Raw genomic sequence first — 17,649 nt, 5'->3', positions numbered from 1 at the left:
TCGTTCGAGGAATATTGCAGCAACAGAAGTGTTGCGTAGACCTCTGACAGGAGCTGGCCAGTGACGAACGTCCTCGAACTCTCCACCGATGTATTGGTGATCGGTGGTGGCCCCGCCGGCGCATGGGCAGCGTTGCGTGCGGCCAAGGCCGGTGCAGACGTCGTCCTGGTCGACAAGGGTTACTGCGGAACGAGCGGCGCAACGGCCCCCTCCGGAACGGGTGTTTGGTACGTCGAACCGGATACGACTGCCCGTGAGCGGGCAAAGGCCGGTCGTGAGGCGCTCGGCGGATATCTTGCCGACCACCATTGGATGGACCGCGTCCTCGAGCAGACCTACTCCAACATGGATCTCCTCGCGGTGGAGGGCAGATATCCGTTCCCCGTCGACTCCAGCACGGGCAAGCAGATCCGCACCGGCTTGCAGGGGCCTGAATACATGCGACGGATGCGCACCTGGATTCGTCGAGCCGGAGTGCGGATCCTCGACCATTCGCCGGCACTCGAGTTGTTGGTGGACGGTGCCGGCCGAGTTCGCGGAGTCGCCGGATACCAGCGTCACGAACACCAGGACTACCGCGTCTCGGCAGGCGCGGTAGTGGTCGCCAGCGGAGGTTGTGCGTTTCTGTCCGGTGCGTTGGGTACCAATGTCGATACCGGTGACGGTGCATTGATGGCAGCCGAAGTCGGAGCGGAGTTCTCCGGCATGGAGTTCTCCAACGCGTACGGAATCGCAGCGGCCGGATCGACGATCACCAAGACGGCTTACTACGCGTACGCGACGTTCTTCCACGCCGACGGAAGCGTGCTCGAAGGTGCCGGTTCGGCGAAGGGGAGGTCCGTCATCGCCAGCACGTTGCGGAATGAGCCGGTCTTCGCGCAGATCGATCGGGCCGACGCTGAGGTGCAGCGTCGAATGAGGCTGGGGCAACCCAACTTCTTCCTGCAATTCGATCGCCGCGGAATCGATCCCTTCACTGACAAATTCGAGGTCGGCATGCTCGCTGAAGGCACGGTGCGCGGCACTGGGGGAATCAACGTCGTTGACGACGATTGCGCGTCATCCGTTCCAGGACTGTTTGCCGCCGGGGACGCTGCGACTCGAGAGCGAATCTGCGGAGGGTTTACCGGCGGGGGAAGTCACAACGCCGCGTGGGCGATGTCCTCTGGTTCATGGGCAGGAACCGGCGCTGCGCGGTATGCGCTGTCGGTCGGACGCGGGGCTACCAGTGGTCTACGCGGAGCCGGAACCGTCGCATTGCGTAATCCGGTACGAACCGGGTTTGCTGCCGACGATGTGGTGAAAGCTGCTCAGGCGCAGCTGATTCCCTTCGACAAGAACTACCTCCGCAGCGGTGATCGAGTATCCGCAGCGCTCGGTGAGCTCGAATCGCTGTGGGGTGCAGTGAGTGCGGATCTGGGCGCGGATCCAGCAGGTCGGATGGCGGCGCGACAGGCTGCCGCGATCACGGCCGTCGGTCGCTGGATGTATCACTCGACGTTGGCGCGGACCGAGACTCGGGGAATGAGCAAGCGGGACGATTATCCCGAACTCGATGTGACACAGCACCATCACGTTCTTACCGGCGGTTTGGATTCGGTGTGGACCCGAACTTCTGAATCTGCCGGGTCTGCACTGGTGGCTTCATGATCGAGCTGGTGTCTGCGCCTGACTGCATCGGCTGCGACAAGTGCGTAGATGTTTGTCCCACAGATGTTTTCGATCGGACGCCGTCGGGCGTCCCGGTGATTGCGCGCCAATCGGATTGCCAGACCTGCTTCATGTGTGAGGCATATTGCCCGACGGATGCGCTGTATGTGCATCCGCAATCCACACCGCTGGAAACGGCCGATGTGATCGAGGACGATCACATCGGCCGCTACCGAGAGAAAATCGGATGGGGCAAAGGGAGGGCACCCGGATCGCTGACTGCGGTGGGTCCGGAGGTGCCCCGTCCGGTCACGACCTGACGAGAATCTTGACTGCAGTGTCGTTGTGCTCGATCAGAGTGGTGAACCCTTCGGAGATCAATTCTTCGAGCTGAATACGACCGGTGATGAATGGCGCCAGATCGACGACACCGTCCTGGACCATCTTGATGACCGCTTCATGGTCGCGTACATACGCGATGGTTCCGCGTAGATCGATTTCCTTGAGGACCAGCTTCTGCATGTCGATTGTCGCGGGCTTGCCCCAAATCGACACGTTGACAACAACTCCAGCAGGCCGGACCGTGTCGAGCATGGTGTCGAGGACCGCGTTGACGCCTGCGCACTCGAAGCCGATGTCTGCGCCGATGCCTCCGCTGAGTTCGAGGACGCGCGCCTTGACGTCCTCGGTGGTGGGATCGATGACGTAGTCGGCGACGCCACTGGAGAGGGCCTTGGCCTTGCGGGCTTCGCTGAGTTCGGTGACGATCGTCGTGACACCCAGCCCTTTGAGAACTGCCGCAACGAGGAGTCCGATCGGTCCGGCTCCGCCCACAATTGCGACGTTGCCGCTTTCGGCTCCACTGCGTACGACTGCGTGATGGGCGACGCTCAACGGTTCGATGAGAGCTGCCTCGTCGAGCGGGATGTTGCCGATCTTGTGGATCCAGCGACGGTCGACGACGACCTTCTCACTGAGCCCACCACCGCCGCCGGCCAAGCCGATGAACCCCATCTTCGTACACAGGTGGTAGTTGCCCGCCTTGCAGGGGGCACACTCGTTGCAGACGAAGTACGGCTCGACGACGACATTTTCGCCGACCTCGACGTCCGTGACACCTTCGCCGATCTCTTCGACGGTGCCGGAGAATTCGTGGCCCATCGTGACCGGCGCATTCTCGTGTGAGAGTGGATGCGGGTGTCCGGGCGCGGAGATGAAGATCGGTCCCTCGAGGTACTCGTGGAGATCGGTGCCGCAGATTCCGCACCACGCGACCTTCAGCTTGACTGTTCCTGGCCGCAATTCGGGCTCAGGGATCTCTTCGATCCGGATGTCCTTCTGCCCGTGGAACCGTGCTGCCTTCATTGATCCGCACCTCACTTCGTTGTGAATCCCCTGGTAGATCGACGCTAGGCCGATTATCGGCGCGAGTGAAGGGTTGCAACGGAATGCAATGGGGTGGAACCGATCGGTACTGGGGAGCGTCCAATACTGTGAGCGGGCCGCGAATGAGGGGGAGTGCTGTGGGAGTGAGGGGTGCAGTGGTCTTGGTCGCGGCCGCACTGTTGGTCGGGGGTTGTTCCTCAACGGTCGAGGGGCATGCAGTGCGCCCAGAAGGAACTGATGGGCTGTTCGATCCATGTTCGGCGATCCCGGACGATGTTGTCTCGAGTCTTGGCGTTGACGTCGGGACGGAGGACAACGGAGTGCTCGGCGTACGTCAAGCGGAGTTCGAAATCTGTAGCTGGGAATCCGACTGGTACGCGCTGGGCGTTTGGTCGACATTTCACTCGCTTGACGACGTTCGTCGAAATCCCAAGGACACTGACATCCGTGATGCTCCGATGGTTGCTCCCGGCGCTGTCACCTTTCGCGAGGTCACGGACGTCCAAAAGAATCTGTGCATGGTCGCGATTCCAGTTGTTCAGGGTGCGGTGTTCGTAAGAGTGGACGCATTTCTGGGCGAGCGACACCAGGAGGAAGTCTGTGCATTGGCGACCCGCCAGGCGATCGCCCTGCTGGCGTACTTACCAAAGTGATACTTGCGTTGAGAGGGATGGCGGCAATGGTTGAGATGTTTTCACTCGATCCGAAAACTGCAGAACTACTGCGCGATTATTGCGGCGACTGGCTTGGTGAGTTGCGCAAACTCTCCGTTCCCGCTCAGCGATTGGGAACAGTTGACGGCTTCGGGACTCTGGGCTCGGCGCAGGCGTTGCGGGACAAGTTCGCGCAGAAGGCTGTCGGTGGCCACGATGCGCTCGTCGATGTGTTGGCGAGTCATATCGCGGTCGTGGAGGCAATGCAGGCTCAGTTTCAAGCCTGCATCGACAACGCATTGGATCAGGAGTCGTCGAACGTCTCGACTTTGAGGTCGATCAACCAACCGAACTGAGTCAGTGGATGTGTCGCTGCCAATCGGCCGGGACACGGCCTTTAGGCCCTGGGGTCGGCTGATCTGCGGGATGTGAAGTGGGCGCCGTCAATTCAGGTCCGTCGTACGCCTCGTTGGTTTCGAAGCTCCAGAACCAATCCTCGCCAGGTTCGTAGCTCTGCATGAACGGATGCTTCGTCGAGGCCGCATGCTTGCTCGCGTGCTGTGACGGTGAGGAGTCGCAACAACCGACATGACCGCACTGCGCGCATCGACGCAGGTGCACCCACCAACCGCCGCTCGCATCGCATTCGACGCATCCCGCGCCACTGGGCGGGACGCTCGGATCGATCCCGGCTGGAAGTCCCTCGGTCATGGTCCACCCTCTCACTGGCTGAAGTCGGTCATTTCATCGTGCGCTTTGCGTTCTGGCCGTGCAAGGGCGACTAGTCGTCGCGCGTATCCCGCGGTGGGCCCGCGATAGGCAACAAAACTCTGAACCGGGTGTTACCGGGCTCCGACGTCACCCGCAGTTCGCCACGGTGCTTGCCAACCACAATTCGCCACGAAATATCAAGACCGAGACCGGTTCCCTCGCCAACAGGCTTAGTCGTGAAGAACGGTTCGAAGATCCTGTCGATGACGTCATCGGGAATCCCGGCACCGGTGTCGCAGATCTCGATGCACACGCGGTCGCCATCGCGGCTTGTCCGAACGGTGAGTGTTCCCGACCCGTCCATGGCAGAGACCGCATTGTCGATGAGGTTGGTCCACACCTGATTGAGTTCGGCGGCGTACGCGTCGATCGGTGGCAGCGCGAGGTCGTATTCCTTGACGACTTCGATTCCGCTTCCGATCTTTTGCCCCAACATGATCAACGTGCTGTCAAGTAGTTCGTGGACATCGATGGTCTGGAAGGGAGCGCGGTCCATCTGTGAATACTGTTTCGCCGCACCGACGAGCGTCGAGATTCTCGTTGTGGAGTCTGCGATCTCGTTCATCAGGAGTTCGGATTCGATGGTGTAATTCAGCCAGCGAATTGCGCCTTCCAACACCGAGTCGTCTACGGCTGCAGCAACATTGTCGAGCCAAGCGGTGTCGAGACCAGCCTGCACGAAGGTCGGAGCCAGATCCCAACCCTCCCGAATCGAATGATCCTCGAACCATTCGCCCAACGAATCCTCCCGATCGGAGGCTTCGAGGGGCGTGAGCGTCGGCGCCTTGGCGACAACTTCTGCAACTTCGTCCTGAAGTCGCATGAGCGTGACGAGGGCATCTCGGTCGTAGGTGCCTGACGCGACCATTCCCAGCTTGTGACGCATACCTGCCACGCGCTCGCGCAACGACGCCGTCGCTCGAACTGCCGCGGCTGCAGGATTATTGAGCTCGTGAGTCAATCCCGCCGACAGTGATCCAAGCGCTAGCAGTCGTTCTCGTTGGTCGATGATCTGCTGGGTGTTCTTCTTGCCGAAGAAAACACCTTCGAGCAGATGAACCGCCATCGGAAACCACTCGCGCATCGCGTTGCCGAATTTGTCGGCGTCCAGGACGAAAAACGTCGAAGGAGTCGTCACTCGCATCGACCCCGCGTAGACCTGCGGTACACGATCGCCGAGATACGCCGTCCAGCCTCCCGAGTAGACGCCGCGCTGGGTGGTCCTGTTGATCTCGATGTCTTCGCCGCCCGACAGCTTGGACAGCACCACCTCGCCCTCGATCAGGACGTAGAAGCAGGTGGCAGGCTCACCTTCGAGGTAGACCTGACCTCGGTCAATCTCGGTGATATGGCCTGCCTGGCAAAGCGATTCGAGCTGATCGTCGGTGAGCTTCTCGAACAGGAACAGGGTGCGAAGCAGGTCGGGGCTGCACTCAGGAATGGACATCGAATCTCCCTATTGTTGAGCGAGATAGCGGTGGACAAACATCACGGCCATCGCGCCCTCTCCGACGGCCGACGCGACGCGCTTGGCCGATTCGGCGTGCACGTCCCCGGCGACAAACACTCCGGGGACACTGGTTTCGAGATGATGTGGTGCGCGGTCGAGCGGCCACCCGTCCGGGGTGACGCCTTCGGACGGAAGGTCCGGGCCGGCAAGAACGAAGCCATTTCCGTCGCGGACCACCACGTCTCCGAGCCAGTCGGTCAGGGGAGCGGCACCGATGAAGATGAACAACCACTGAGCATCGACAGTGTCTTCTTCTCCGGTGGCTCTGTTACGCAGTGTGATTCGTTCGAGGTGATCGTCACCCTCAGCGCCGACTACCTCCGTGCACGTGCGCACGGTGATCTTCGGATTCTTTTCGATCTGCTGAATCAGGTAGTAGGACATCGAGGCTTCGAGTGAGTTGCCGCGAATGAGAATGGTGACGGACCTAGCTCCGCGGGAGAGGTAGACCGCAGCTTGGCCGGCCGAATTGGCGCCGCCGACGATGTACACATCCTGCTCGCTGCACCGAGCGGCTTCGGTTACAGCTGACCCGTAGTAGACCCCTCGCCCGGTATATGTATCGAGCCCCGGCGCCGAAAGTTGGCGATAGGAAACACCTGTCGCCAAGATGACCGAATGAGCGTCGACCGACGAACCGTCGTCGAAACGCACTGTGCGGGCCGAGCCGTTGATTTCCAAACCGGTGACGTCGCGAGCGGTGATGACTTCGGCGCCGAACTTGGTTGCCTGGCGCCTCGCCCGATCGGCCAACTGTGCGCCGGAGACTCCGTCGGGGAAGCCGAGGTAGTTCTCGATCCGCGAACTCTGGCCGGCCTGACCGCCTGTCGCTCGCCGTTCGATGAGAACCGTCCGAAGCCCCTCCGAAGCGCCGTACAGAGCAGCTCCCAGACCCGCTGGGCCGCCGCCGATGACAACGAGATCGTAAAAGTCTTCGGAGAGAGTGGTACTCAACCCGAGTTTGTCGGCAAGTTCGGCGTCAGTGGGCTCGACGAGGACATCCCCATTGGATGCGATGACGACGGGAAGCCGCAGTTCGTCGGTACCGGCAGCCGAGAGAAGTCGTTGGCCTTCCGGCTCGTCCGACATGTACCAGCGATAGGCAAGTTGGTTGCGTGCCAAGAACTCTCGAACGTCGGATGATCGCTCGGACCAACGATGGCCGATCACCTTTGTTTCCTCGGCGGGGTGATGACTCGAGCTTGCCCAGGCATCGAGCAGCGCGTCGATGACGGGGTACAGCTTCTCTTCCGGCGGATCCCAGGGCTTGAGGAGGTAGTGGTCGAGGTCGACGACGTTGATGGCGTCGATCGCAGCATCGGTATCGGCGTAGGCGGTCAGCAGAACGCGCCGAGCTACGGGATACAGGTCCATTGCCTGTTCGAGGAACTCGATTCCACTCAAACCGGGCATGCGGTAGTCGGCGACGATCACAGCGACTGCATCGCCGCGAAGTTTCATTTCACGCAAGGTCTCAAGAGCCTGGTCGCCGGATTCCGCGCGAATGATTCGGTACTTCTCGCCGTACCGTTTCCGGAGGTCTCGAACGACGGCACGCGAAACACCAGGATCGTCGTCGACGCTGAGGATCGCTGGTTTGGCCGGGGCTTTCGGTGCGCTCACTCGGTGCCTTCCCGAAGTTGTAGTCAACCACTCCAGTATGCGACTGCTGAGCTGAGCGTCAATCGCTGGCGATGCGCTCTGAGTGAACCGGGGACCGTGAACTGGGAATTTGAAGATTGCGGGAACCGATCGGGCCTCCGATGCATCCAATAGTGTGGGTCCACATCAACAGGGGGTGCCATGCGGGGGTCGGTGGGGGTTGGGCGACTGCTCATGGCTGGGATGTTGGTGTGGGCTGCGGCAGGATGCAGCTCAGTCGTGGAGGGGGCGGCTGAGCCTGCATCCGGCCAAGAGGGCTTGTTCGATCCGTGCACGGACATTCCGGATTCGGTGTTGGAAGAAGTCGGGCTTGATCCGGCTACCGAGGAAGTTGATATTGCGGGCGTTGAGCAGCCAGGATGGAGAATTTGTTCATGGACGGGCGCGTGGTTCTTCGTGTCAGTTCTCTCCAACCGATACACCCAGAATGAAGTGACCCGTAACCCGGATTATGCGGAGTTTGTTGAAATGACGATTGGCGATCGCGCGGGTATTCGGTTCCGGAGAGGAAGCGATGCAGCAGTCGATGGGTGCTACGTGGCTTTTGCGGCAACGCAGGGTTCGGTGTGGGTAAATGTCGAAGCAAAGGCCGGAGTCACGCACCAAGAGTCGGCGTGTGAATTGGTTGCAGACGTCGCCGCACACCTCGACGGACACCTCCCTCGGTGAGCACGGCGAGGGGGCTTGTGATTGTCGAGCCCGATGTTGCGAAACCGATTGTATTTGCTTGCAATTCGCTACTCGACGAACTGCGAGCAATGGTACTCATGTGTGAGCGAATCGGAGACGTGAAGGGGATGGGAACCCTCAAGTCGGGGCTGGAACTGGCCGCCAAATTCTCAAAGAAGGCCGTCGGCGGTGAAGATTCGTTGGAGAAGTCGTTGAACAGCCACATCCAAGTGGTCACCGAGATGCGGGACTTCTTCCAGCAATGCGTCGACCGCTACGGCCAAGTCGACGACTCGAACGCCTCGGCACTCGCAAGTACCGAGACCCCTCGATAGACACAAAAAATCTCGCTGAGCCGATGGCGTTCGGCTCAGCGAGACTTGGGTAACGACTAGCTGGTGGGCAGGGCCTTCAACGACTTGACGGTGGCGTCTACGGCGCGCGCAGCCTCGGCGCCCTTCTTCACGAAATGCGTGCTGAAGTACTCGACATGTTCGGCATGCTCGTGGAAGTGATGCGGTGTCAAGACCACCGAGAAAACCGGAACGTCGGTGTCGAGTTGCACGCGCATCAGACCGTCGATGACAGCAGTTGCAACGAAGTCATGCCGATAGATTCCGCCGTCGACGACCAGACCTGCGGCGACGATCGCCTGGTAGCGGCCGGTCTTGGCCAACCGCCGAGCGTGCAGCGGGATTTCGAAAGCTCCCGGCACCTCGAAGAAATCAACCGTGTCCTTGGGGTAGCCGAGCTCGACGATCGCGTCGGTGAATCCGTCGCGTGCACGGTCGACGATGTTGCGATGCCACGTCGCCTGAATGAACGCGATGCGCTGTCCCTGGATCTCACTCATAACCATGAAACTAGCGCACCGGGAAGCATCGACGCGACCACCCGTCCTAGTCCTGCTGGCGGGGGAAGGCGGTCGAACGACCCCAGCCGGCGTCATTGGTGAGGTGCTCGAGGAGAGGCTGAATCCGATACGGAAGGGGATTGGTCAGAGCGATGGTCGTGGTCGAATGCGTGACGCCTGGAAGCGACACGATCTGCTCGGCCAACTTCTGCAGGGCCGCGTGCGTCGACGTGGCCACGCGGACGAGCAAATCCTCGCGACCGGTCGTGGCGTGAATTTCGATCACCTCAGGCAGCTCGGTCAGACTGCGAGCGACTGCGCTGATCTTGCCCTGTTCGAGCTCCAGTCCGACAAATGCCTGAATCGGGATACCGACCTCGGGGAGATTGAGATTCGGCCGAAACCCGGTGAGAAGTCCGTTGGATTCCATGCGCTTCATTCGTGACTGGACGGTGTTGCGGGCGACGCCCAACGAGTTGGCCAACTCGGCCACACTCATCCTCGAGTCCTTGCTGAGCAGTCCGAGCAACTGGACGTCGAGCTTGTCGATGCTGAGCACTTTGTGAACCTCTCCTCAGTGATTTGAGTCACTGGATGATCGAATTGACTAGTTCAAGAGATTTGCATTGACCAAATCGTAACTCAGGCAGAGCATTGGTTCCACGAATTGCTCAGCGGGATTCTCTTTGGGTTATTTGTCCCCAATAGTACCCAATGGCCATTTCGCCCCAATATTTCGACTGCGCCCCGTTTATTCTTCGGAAAGGTCTATCCCACAATGACTCTCACCGCCGAGCCCGTGAACTCCGTTGTTTCCCATGACGACACTGCGGGCGTGTTCGATCGCGCCGACTACCTGCGCGATTACCCCCACGAGCAGGTGAGCTTCTTCCAGGATCCCGCGAGCGGCCTCAAGGCCATCGTCGCCATCCACTCCACGACGCTCGGCCCCGCGCTCGGCGGAACGCGCTTCTACCCGTACTCCGACGAATCCGCCGCAGTCACAGACGTTTTGCGTCTCTCTCGCGGCATGACCTACAAGGCTGCGGTTGCGGGCGTTGACCTCGGCGGCGGCAAGGCCGTCATCATCGGCGACCCCGCAACGGCCAAGACCGACGAATTGCTCGGCGCCTACGCAAAATTCGTCCAGACCCTCGGCGGCCGCTACATCACCGCTGGTGACGTCGGAACCAACTCCAACGATCTCGACATCATCGGTCGTAACACCGACTTCGTCGTCGGCCGCAACGCCACCGTCGGCGGTTCCGGCGACAGCGCTCCGATGACGGCCCTCGGCGTATTCCAGTCGATGCGCGCAGCGGCACAGTCGCATTGGGGCACTCCGTCTCTCGCCGGCAAGACCGTTGGTGTCGAGGGCACAGGCAAGGTCGGCTACGAACTCATCAAGCTCCTCCTCGCAGACGGCGCGACCGTTCTCGCGACCGACGTCAACGCCGGAGCGCTCGATCGCGTCAAGGCGGACTTCCCGCAGGTGAGCATCGTCGACAGCATCATCGACGCCGACCTCGACGTCTACGCACCCTGCGCGATGGGCGCAACCCTCACCGATACGACCGCACGCTCGATCAAGGCTGAGGTTGTCTGCGGCGCTGCCAACAACCAGCTCACCGTGCCCGAGGTCGAGAACATCCTCCGCGACCGCGGCATCACCTGGACCCCCGACTACGTCGCCAACGGCGGCGGCCTCATCCAGGTTGCCGGCGAGCTGAAGGGCAACTCGGCCGAAGAGGTCAAGCTCAAGGTCGAGAAGATCTTCGACACGGTCACCGAGATCTTCGCGAAGTCCAAGAAGGACGGAATCCTCGCCGGCGAGGCTGCTGACGCGGTCGCCGAGGCTCGCATCGCCGAGGCAGCTCGCGTAGCCAAGAGCTGACATCCCTCTCGCAGTCATGTAGCGCGGCCGGTCCCGACTAGTGTGGACACCAGACAAGCAGATTTTGCAGATCTGGACCACATCAGCCGGTAGACCGGCCGCTATGCGTCGGACGCCGGAAGGGCTTACATGACTGAACAATTCGCTGTGTGGACCGAGAACGATGCCGAGCAGTCGGCCCGTTGGGGTTCGACGAGCAATGCCCCGGCGCCCAAGCGCATCGTCGTCGCCGACGACACGATGAAGGCCGACGACGCCTATCGCCTGGCGTGCGAAGGCACGGCGTTGCTGTGGCGCGGAGACTTTCAGAACGGTCGCCAACTGTCGAAGGCCGTTGCGTCGCGCATCGACCGCAAGCCGCGCCGAGCGTCCGACGATCCCGCCAAAGCTTTCCACCTCCACCGGCAGACCCAAGGACGTCGCGCGCAGATTCTCGGCATGCTGCTCATTCCCTTGGACGCCGATCTGTCGATTCCACTCCGGCGTGCCCCGGACGCGCAAGTAGCGTTGACCGAGGCGTTCGGGATCACCGATGAGCCGTCGGTTCGCTCGTTGCGAGACATCCTGGGCGCAATCGGCGCTCACGAGTGGCATCGCAAAGGTGTTTTCATCGAGGCGCTCGACGCACGAATTCATCCCGCTTTCGGTGTGTTCTCGCCCGTCCGTGGCGAGTATGTCGACCTTGTCGCGTCTGCGCCGCTGCCGTCGACGGATTCCGCTTTCGACATCGGCACCGGTACCGGCGTTCTTGCTGCCGTCCTGGCGCGGCGCGGGGTCAAGACAGTGACGGCCACTGACCAGGACCCCCGGGCGTTGCAATGCGCGCGCACCAACCTGTCGCGGCTTGGCTACGGCGATCAGGTGAATGTGGTGGAAGCAGACCTCTTTCCCGAAGGCACTGCTCCGTTGGTGGTCTGCAATCCTCCCTGGATTCCGGCAAAGGCCACCTCGCCTATCGAATACGCCGTTTACGACCCCGCCGGAGCGATGCTGAAGGGCTTCGTGACTGGTGTCGCAGCGCATTTGGACGACGGGGGAGAAGCGTGGCTGATCCTCTCGGACATTGCCGAACACCTCGGTCTCCGAACGCGATCCGAACTGCACGATCTGATCGCGGCCGGTGGGCTCACTGTTGTCGACCGCATGGACGTCAAACCGACGCACGCAAAGGTCAGTGACCGAACCGATGCGCTTCACGCTGCCCGGGCACGCGAAACGACGTCGCTCTGGCGGCTTCGCCGTCGCTGAACTCATTCTCAGTCAACGGCATTTCCTTGCTATGAAATGGTAATGAACGAGTAACAAATCGGGTCTAGCTTTCTTCGCAGTCGCACATCGTCACGCACTCCGGAGGAAACTCGATGGAAAACACGCTTGCCCGCAACGCAGCCGAAGACCTGACGAAAGGTCTTGGCCGACGCGGATTCATGAGGGCGGTCGCTGCTCTCGGTGCGGGAGTAGGCGTTGCCAGTGTGGCTTCGGGGTGCGCGCACTCCAACGCGTCGCCAGCTGGATCATCCTCCTCTGCACTGCCGTTCGCCGATGGTGTGCCGATTCTGCAACCGGGCAGTGGAAACGTCAGCGGCGACCACTATCTGAGTTCGGATCCGTCGGACGTCATGTGGGGCTATGTGCCCAACGTCCACACCCGCGAAGTGATGCGGATGAAGTCGGGCCAGACCGTCACCATCGACGCCCTCTCACACGAGGGAATCCTCGAGGATCAAGGGCGCAATCCCCTCGAATACTTCGGCAGCAAGGGCGTTTCCGAGAAAGACGTGCTCGAGGATGCGATTGCCGTTGCGGCCGAATACAACCGAACCGAACGGAACTTCGACAAGGACGGCCCACATGTCGTCACCGGCCCGGTCTTCGTCGAAGGCGCACAGCCTGGAGACGTACTCAAGATCGAGACACTCGAAGCGATTCCCCGCGTGCCGTACGGGGTTGTGTCGAGCAGGCACGGCAAGGGCGCTCTTGCTGTCACGGCAGACGGAACCGCTCCGGCGGGAATCACTCTGGACGAAGTCATGCCGCCGGTCGCCACGGACGGGCGGGCGACGAAGGATCCGTTGAAGTACGGAGGGGTCTCCACTTTCACCGCGATCGAAGACGGCAAGGGTGTGATGCCCTTCGGCGAGTCCAAGGTGCGGTTTCCCTTGCGGCCCTTCATGGGAATGATGGGAGTTGCCTATTCCACGGATGCCGATCCGACATCCCCGTCGTCGAACTCCATTCCTCCGACGCTGGGCGGCGGAAACATCGACATCAGGCATCTCGGTGTCGGATCAACTTTCTACCTGCCGGTCTTTGCCGAAGGTGCCCTGTTCTACGTCGGTGACCCACACATGGCCATGGGTGACGGCGAGGCCGCGTTGACCGCGATGGAAGGTTCGCTGCGCGGCACGTTCCGACTCAGTGTGTGCAAGAGGGATTCCGGCGACGCCCCATCGGTGGCATTCGGATACCCGTTCGCCGAAACCGAGGAGGCCTGGATTCCGATCGGCTTGTCCGACCCCAACGGTTCGGTCGATGGCCAGAACAGTGACCTCAACGGAGCCATGCGACGTGCGGTGGTCAACGCACTCGACTTCCTCGAGCATGATCGCGGAATGGATCGAGCGACGGCCTACGCCTATCTTTCTGCCGCAGCGGATTTCACGGTCTCACAGGTAGTCGATCGAACCGTGGGCGTCCACGGCCAGATCTTCAAATCCCACTTCGAATAGTGGGAAAGGCGATCTGTCGTGTCAGGACGGATCGTCGAAGAGACTCTGTTGCAAGGGGTCGGCAAACAAGCCCATTTGCTCAGGTTGCGGCTTGGCCGGCGTCTCGGTTCGAGAATTGGGCAGGACCACCAGTCGCAAAGCCCCACGCAAACGGTCGACTATGAGTTCCCATCCACCGACCTGATCCTCGTAGCCCGCGGCTTCCTCGGCATCTCCGCGGCTGTGGGCGTCGACGGCCTGACTACGCAGCTGAATCTGCCATTCGTTACTGATGTGGAGGAGCTGAAGAATCAGATCGCGATCGCGACCGCAGACATCGGCTACCGCATCGAGATCCTCGGCCACATCCAGATCGAGGTGCAGCAGGGTCTCGAGTTCGGGAGGCAGGTCCTCGGCCGTCAGATCGGGCTGTAGAGAGGAGGAATCACCGCTCTTGTTCGCGAAGAAGAGGTCTCCGCCGACGCGCGCGGCGAACTCGTCGTCCACGGTACGCAGGAACGACGTCAGGGCCGCGCACGTATCCGTGAGTTGCTTGGGAACGAATGGCGAACCCGCCACCTCGAGGAACACCGACAGACGGTCGTCGATCAAGACGAACTTGATGCGTGACCACTTGCGGTTGAGATCGGCGATCACCTCGGCTGCACGAGTGCGGTTGCTGATGTCCTGAACGAGCGGGGAGAACAACTGCACGTCCATGGACTCGGACAGGGGACCGACGAACATGACAGTCGAACCGACACGAATGGGTATGTCGCCGTCGCTGTCCCGCTCGGGAAGAGTACCGAGCATGGGAAGCAATGCGAGAGTGACCAACTCCTTGAGGTGGTCGACATCATTGGGCATGTAGGCCGCAGTGGGGTCCAGTGTCGGAAGTTCGGTCGACTCGACAACCGACGGATCGAAATCCGGAGTCTGCTCGTTGCCGGTGAGATCGCTGGAGAGGAAAGCCGGGTGCTGCACACCGAACACGTCCCGGAATGCCGCGACAGTCATCGCTGCGAGCTGATCGGCCCAGTTCTGCGCCTTGTCGACGCAGAAGGCTGGGGAGTTGTTCGGATCGTCGAGATTTTCGGAAGGCGGATTCCAGCCGAGTGCGATCAACTTTTGTTCGTCGGCATCTTCGAGTCGATAGCGCGGATGAAGGAAGTCGTTGGAAGGAACCTCGCAGCGGACTGTGTTCTCGTCCCACACGAGGAACTGAACGCATGGCGCTGCGCCGTCAGCAGGATCGAAGTCGCCGGTGGACGATTCCACGGCAAGCACGTCGCCGTCGACCATGATGGAAATGTGATCGCCGAGGCGACGTTGAAATTCTACCCACGCACGGTCGACACTGACATCGAGATCGAAGCCCATTGCGCTCATCAGCCACCTCCTTCCGCAAAAGCTCAGACCTATACGGTATCGCGAGGCTCCGACAATGCTGCTGTCCTTTTCCGGTCGACCGGATTGCAGAGGGCGACGAACCGTGACGACGAGCAAGGTTGTCGCAGGTAGATCGGGTATTCGAGAGCGGCGACCGACGTGTGCCTGTAACCGCCGTCACGCCAGGCGGTATGCAGGCGAAAGAGCGAGGACTATCCGGCGAGAACGGGCGAGACCTCGACGACGGGGGGTGTGGACCCGGTCGTGACAACGGGGGTGGCGCTGGTCTTGGTGGTCGTGGCTGTCGCGGTCGGTGACGACGTCGAGGTAGCCGACGCGGTGGTCGTGGACGAGGCCGGTGTTGTCGTGCTGGTTGCCGTCGTAGTCGAGGTAGCGGAACTCGAGCTTGTCGCTGTGACCACGAGCGGCTGATTACGAGGAGCAGTCGTCTCGTCTGCGACTCGCCAGGTCGGCGTCGGCGGAATGACAACCGTGGGGACTGCAACCGAGCTGTAGAACGCGGCGGGTTCGATCCCGGCGACGGACTCGACGGAAACCGACGAGACCAGAGCGGGAGGCGTCACCACAGGGCCGCCGGCACCGAATGCGCCGGCTGCTCCGCCGAACACGAGGCCTGATGTCAGAGAGAGAGCGGCCACTGCGACAGCGCCGATCATGACTGTTCTGTCTTTCATGCACACCTGTCCTTCGGGAGCAGTACGGAAGTACTGTAGGCGAAAAGATGCCGCAATGGAGTATCAGGGCCTGCTGGGCGGGACGCGAATCTGTGTGGCGTAGAACACAAAAGGCCCTGGGTGCCGACGCGGACGTCGGCACCCAGGGCCAGGTCAAGCAGTGAATCAGGCGGGGATCGTCAGCACCTGACCGGCGTTGATGAGATCCGGGTTCGGGATGCCGTTTGCATCCGCGATGCGCTGGTACTGGTTGCCGTCACCGTAGAAACGCTCTGCGATCGCCCACAGGGTGTCGCCGCTTTCGACGGTGTAGCTCTGCGCTGCCGGAGCTGCGGGTGCAGGCTCGGGCTCGGGTGCCGGAGCGGGCTCCGGAGCAGCCTCGGCGGCCGGGGCCTCGATTGCGGTGTCCGAAGACCACAGAGCATTTCCACCGGCGGACAGAACGACGTTGCGATCGTCCTGAACCGAGAGGGAGGCACCGTCGTTGCCTGCGGTCTGCGATGCCCACACGGCGTCGGAGTCCTTGTAGATGACGAAGTTTCCGTCAGCCTGCACCTCGGCGCGGTTGGCGCCGGATCCGTTGGTGCCTGCGGCCCAAACAGCCTGTCCGCCCTCGGACAGAACCAGGTTGCCGTCGTCCTGCAAGGTGAGGGTGTACGCGCCGTTGTCGGACTTGAGTTCCTGGCCGACTCCGAGGCTCTGACCTGACTGCAGTGTGCTCACGCTGTCCCTTTCCAAATCTGTTGCGATGACTGTGCCTCCACGATCCCGCTTTACCGTCCAGTTACCTTCTGGCCGTTGGTCTCGTAGGCGACCGAGTGTACGTTACCGAAGAGTACGGAGAATTGTGCAGCGTTCACGGACTGCGTGTCGAGCGTTCGGATCTTGCTGATATTAAGGAGTTTTGAGCGAAAGTGCCGCGACATCCTACGTGAAGTTGCACCGTTGCGATGCACTTTCTCTTGAACGGCAGGTGAAATCGGCGCGTTCTCAGCGCATTATCAGTAACCGTTACGGCCGCATCGATTTGCGAGTCTCGTCGTGGAGCACGGCGAGCAGCTCACGCTCGACCTCGGCGAACTCGGGCGTGGTGATCATGTCCAGTTCGCGTGGCCTCGGCAAGGGAACGTCGACGACGCATCTGACCGTTGCCGGACGCGCAGACAGAACAACCACGCGGTCGGACAGATAGATCGCTTCACGAATATCGTGGGTGATCATCAGAACGGTCCACCGGTACTGCTGCCACACGTCTTGTAGCCAAGCCTGCATCTCGGTGCGGGTCAACGAGTCCAGCGCGCCGAACGGCTCGTCGAGCAACAGGACCGGCTTGCCCTGAACAACGGTGCGCAGCATTGCCGCTCGCTGGCGCATGCCACCAGACAGCTGTGACGGGCGGGCGTCCTCGAATCCGGTCAGGCCGAACGCGGGGAACAACTCCCGAGCGCGCTCGCGTGCGTCCTTCTTTGAGACTCCCTGGACTTCCAAACCGAGGGCCGTGTTGTCCAATACCGAGCGCCAAGGAAACAGAAGGTCCTTCTGCGGCATGTACGCGGTGTGCACCTCGGTGGCTGCTTCGGATTCCGTTGCGCGCGTGCCGACACGGACCGAACCCGAGGTCGGGGATTCGAGCCCGGCCAGGACGTTGAAGATCGTGCTCTTGCCGCAGCCGCTCGGCCCGATCACCGACACGAACTCGCCCGCGTCGGCGCGGAAGGACACCGAATCGAGTACGAGACGTGATTCTCCGGCCGTGTCGAACCTCTTGGTCAGGTCCTGGATTTCGACCATTGCATCCTCGACCATCGG

The 17,649-nt window shown here is 61.3% G+C and carries 19 protein-coding genes; 9 read left to right on the top strand and 10 right to left on the bottom strand.

Going from position 1 to position 17,649, the window contains the following annotated elements:
• The first annotated feature begins 60 nt into the window (after nt 1–60).
• Nucleotides 61–1,650: an FAD-dependent oxidoreductase gene (locus DBV08_RS27680; protein WP_124569523.1), complete on the top strand. Its 1,590-nt coding sequence runs from the start codon at nt 61–63 to the stop codon at nt 1,648–1,650.
• Complete coding sequence (locus tag DBV08_RS27675; RefSeq protein ID WP_007726052.1) at nt 1,647–1,970, top strand: ferredoxin family protein; 324 nt, start codon at nt 1,647–1,649, stop codon at nt 1,968–1,970. Before DBV08_RS27680 ends, DBV08_RS27675 begins: the two co-directional genes overlap by 4 nt.
• On the opposite strand, the gene DBV08_RS27670 is transcribed toward DBV08_RS27675, so the two are convergent.
• On the bottom strand, nt 1,960–3,015 hold the full coding sequence (locus tag DBV08_RS27670) for a 2,3-butanediol dehydrogenase (protein WP_124569522.1): 1,056 nt from the start codon (nt 3,013–3,015) through the stop codon (nt 1,960–1,962). The two genes, DBV08_RS27675 and DBV08_RS27670, sit on opposite strands and share 11 nt — an antisense overlap.
• Before the next feature lie 83 nt (nt 3,016–3,098).
• Here DBV08_RS27670 and DBV08_RS33315 point away from each other — a divergent pair, with 83 nt between their 5' ends.
• The gene (locus DBV08_RS33315; protein WP_397488117.1) at nt 3,099–3,689 is read left to right on the top strand and encodes a DUF3558 domain-containing protein; all 591 of its coding nucleotides are present in this window, start codon (nt 3,099–3,101) and stop codon (nt 3,687–3,689) included.
• A 26-nt stretch (nt 3,690–3,715) separates the two neighbouring features.
• Entirely contained in the window at nt 3,716–4,045 is a 330-nt protein-coding gene (locus tag DBV08_RS27660) for a hypothetical protein (RefSeq protein ID WP_240952918.1), read from the top strand.
• A 1-nt stretch (nt 4,046) separates the two neighbouring features.
• Here DBV08_RS27660 and DBV08_RS27655 read toward each other — a convergent pair whose 3' ends face one another.
• The 3 genes from DBV08_RS27655 to DBV08_RS27645 all read right to left on the bottom strand — a co-directional run bounded on the left by DBV08_RS27655 (nt 4,047) and on the right by DBV08_RS27645 (nt 7,593).
• The gene (locus DBV08_RS27655; protein ID WP_124569520.1) at nt 4,047–4,400 is read right to left on the bottom strand and encodes a UBP-type zinc finger domain-containing protein; all 354 of its coding nucleotides are present in this window, start codon (nt 4,398–4,400) and stop codon (nt 4,047–4,049) included.
• A gap of 70 nt (nt 4,401–4,470) precedes the next feature.
• On the bottom strand, nt 4,471–5,907 hold the full coding sequence (locus DBV08_RS27650; protein WP_124569519.1) for an ATP-binding protein: 1,437 nt from the start codon (nt 5,905–5,907) through the stop codon (nt 4,471–4,473).
• A 9-nt stretch (nt 5,908–5,916) separates the two neighbouring features.
• On the bottom strand, nt 5,917–7,593 hold the full coding sequence (locus DBV08_RS27645; RefSeq protein WP_019749255.1) for an FAD-dependent oxidoreductase: 1,677 nt from the start codon (nt 7,591–7,593) through the stop codon (nt 5,917–5,919).
• Between the two features lie 180 nt (nt 7,594–7,773).
• Between DBV08_RS27645 and DBV08_RS27640 the strand changes: the two genes are divergently transcribed.
• Nucleotides 7,774–8,301, top strand: a complete 528-nt coding sequence (locus tag DBV08_RS27640; RefSeq protein WP_311716942.1) for a DUF3558 domain-containing protein — start codon at nt 7,774–7,776, stop codon at nt 8,299–8,301.
• Nucleotides 8,302–8,399: 98 nt separating this feature from the next.
• Complete coding sequence (locus DBV08_RS27635) at nt 8,400–8,636, top strand: hypothetical protein (protein WP_260395782.1); 237 nt, start codon at nt 8,400–8,402, stop codon at nt 8,634–8,636.
• 56 nt (nt 8,637–8,692) lie between these two features.
• On the opposite strand, the gene DBV08_RS27630 is transcribed toward DBV08_RS27635, so the two are convergent.
• Both DBV08_RS27630 and DBV08_RS27625 read right to left on the bottom strand, forming a co-directional pair.
• Entirely contained in the window at nt 8,693–9,154 is a 462-nt protein-coding gene (locus DBV08_RS27630; protein WP_070797143.1) for a 6,7-dimethyl-8-ribityllumazine synthase, read from the bottom strand.
• Nucleotides 9,155–9,200: 46 nt separating this feature from the next.
• Nucleotides 9,201–9,713 (bottom strand): Lrp/AsnC family transcriptional regulator, encoded by a 513-nt coding sequence (locus DBV08_RS27625; RefSeq protein WP_003941343.1) that lies wholly within the window; start codon nt 9,711–9,713, stop codon nt 9,201–9,203.
• Between the two features lie 219 nt (nt 9,714–9,932).
• Here DBV08_RS27625 and DBV08_RS27620 point away from each other — a divergent pair, with 219 nt between their 5' ends.
• The 3 genes from DBV08_RS27620 to DBV08_RS27610 all read left to right on the top strand — a co-directional run bounded on the left by DBV08_RS27620 (nt 9,933) and on the right by DBV08_RS27610 (nt 13,777).
• Nucleotides 9,933–11,048, top strand: a complete 1,116-nt coding sequence (locus tag DBV08_RS27620; RefSeq protein WP_124569516.1) for a Glu/Leu/Phe/Val dehydrogenase — start codon at nt 9,933–9,935, stop codon at nt 11,046–11,048.
• Between the two features lie 129 nt (nt 11,049–11,177).
• The gene (locus DBV08_RS27615; protein ID WP_124569515.1) at nt 11,178–12,296 is read left to right on the top strand and encodes a class I SAM-dependent methyltransferase; all 1,119 of its coding nucleotides are present in this window, start codon (nt 11,178–11,180) and stop codon (nt 12,294–12,296) included.
• Between the two features lie 113 nt (nt 12,297–12,409).
• On the top strand, nt 12,410–13,777 hold the full coding sequence (locus DBV08_RS27610; RefSeq protein WP_124569514.1) for an acetamidase/formamidase family protein: 1,368 nt from the start codon (nt 12,410–12,412) through the stop codon (nt 13,775–13,777).
• Nucleotides 13,778–13,798: 21 nt separating this feature from the next.
• On the opposite strand, the gene DBV08_RS27605 is transcribed toward DBV08_RS27610, so the two are convergent.
• The 4 genes from DBV08_RS27605 to DBV08_RS27585 all read right to left on the bottom strand — a co-directional run bounded on the left by DBV08_RS27605 (nt 13,799) and on the right by DBV08_RS27585 (nt 17,646).
• The gene (locus tag DBV08_RS27605) at nt 13,799–15,145 is read right to left on the bottom strand and encodes a T3SS (YopN, CesT) and YbjN peptide-binding chaperone 1 (protein ID WP_124569513.1); all 1,347 of its coding nucleotides are present in this window, start codon (nt 15,143–15,145) and stop codon (nt 13,799–13,801) included.
• A gap of 212 nt (nt 15,146–15,357) precedes the next feature.
• Nucleotides 15,358–15,840, bottom strand: coding sequence for a hypothetical protein (locus tag DBV08_RS27600; protein WP_124569512.1), 483 nt, complete (start codon nt 15,838–15,840; stop codon nt 15,358–15,360).
• A 165-nt stretch (nt 15,841–16,005) separates the two neighbouring features.
• Nucleotides 16,006–16,563: a LysM peptidoglycan-binding domain-containing protein gene (locus DBV08_RS27595; RefSeq protein WP_020908363.1), complete on the bottom strand. Its 558-nt coding sequence runs from the start codon at nt 16,561–16,563 to the stop codon at nt 16,006–16,008.
• A gap of 288 nt (nt 16,564–16,851) precedes the next feature.
• Nucleotides 16,852–17,646: an ABC transporter ATP-binding protein gene (locus DBV08_RS27585; protein ID WP_124569552.1), complete on the bottom strand. Its 795-nt coding sequence runs from the start codon at nt 17,644–17,646 to the stop codon at nt 16,852–16,854.
• Nucleotides 17,647–17,649 lie beyond the last annotated feature (3 nt).

This window comes from Rhodococcus sp. KBW08, assembly GCF_003852455.1.
Lineage (GTDB): Bacteria > Actinomycetota > Actinomycetes > Mycobacteriales > Mycobacteriaceae > Rhodococcus_F > Rhodococcus_F baikonurensis.
Note: the sequence above shows the minus strand (reverse complement) of the source record. Positions and strands in the feature narration are given on the sequence as shown.

Excerpts from the sequence above, each read along its gene's own strand:
- DBV08_RS27635 (WP_260395782.1), top strand. The coding sequence starts at position 8,400 with ATGTGTGAGCGAATCGGAGACGTGAAGGGGATGGGAACCCTCAAGTCG.
- DBV08_RS27610 (WP_124569514.1), top strand. The coding sequence starts at position 12,410 with ATGGAAAACACGCTTGCCCGCAACGCAGCCGAAGACCTGACGAAAGGT.
- DBV08_RS27615 (WP_124569515.1), top strand. The coding sequence starts at position 11,178 with ATGACTGAACAATTCGCTGTGTGGACCGAGAACGATGCCGAGCAGTCG.
- DBV08_RS27605 (WP_124569513.1), bottom strand. The coding sequence starts at position 15,145 with ATGAGCGCAATGGGCTTCGATCTCGATGTCAGTGTCGACCGTGCGTGG.
- DBV08_RS27620 (WP_124569516.1), top strand. The coding sequence starts at position 9,933 with ATGACTCTCACCGCCGAGCCCGTGAACTCCGTTGTTTCCCATGACGAC.
- DBV08_RS27675 (WP_007726052.1), top strand. The coding sequence starts at position 1,647 with ATGATCGAGCTGGTGTCTGCGCCTGACTGCATCGGCTGCGACAAGTGC.
- DBV08_RS27650 (WP_124569519.1), bottom strand. The coding sequence starts at position 5,907 with ATGTCCATTCCTGAGTGCAGCCCCGACCTGCTTCGCACCCTGTTCCTG.
- DBV08_RS27640 (WP_311716942.1), top strand. The coding sequence starts at position 7,774 with ATGCGGGGGTCGGTGGGGGTTGGGCGACTGCTCATGGCTGGGATGTTG.
- DBV08_RS27670 (WP_124569522.1), bottom strand. The coding sequence starts at position 3,015 with ATGAAGGCAGCACGGTTCCACGGGCAGAAGGACATCCGGATCGAAGAG.
- DBV08_RS27655 (WP_124569520.1), bottom strand. The coding sequence starts at position 4,400 with ATGACCGAGGGACTTCCAGCCGGGATCGATCCGAGCGTCCCGCCCAGT.
- DBV08_RS27630 (WP_070797143.1), bottom strand. The coding sequence starts at position 9,154 with ATGAGTGAGATCCAGGGACAGCGCATCGCGTTCATTCAGGCGACGTGG.
- DBV08_RS33315 (WP_397488117.1), top strand. The coding sequence starts at position 3,099 with ATGCAATGGGGTGGAACCGATCGGTACTGGGGAGCGTCCAATACTGTG.
- DBV08_RS27585 (WP_124569552.1), bottom strand. The coding sequence starts at position 17,646 with ATGGTCGAGGATGCAATGGTCGAAATCCAGGACCTGACCAAGAGGTTC.
- DBV08_RS27600 (WP_124569512.1), bottom strand. The coding sequence starts at position 15,840 with ATGAAAGACAGAACAGTCATGATCGGCGCTGTCGCAGTGGCCGCTCTC.
- DBV08_RS27660 (WP_240952918.1), top strand. The coding sequence starts at position 3,716 with ATGGTTGAGATGTTTTCACTCGATCCGAAAACTGCAGAACTACTGCGC.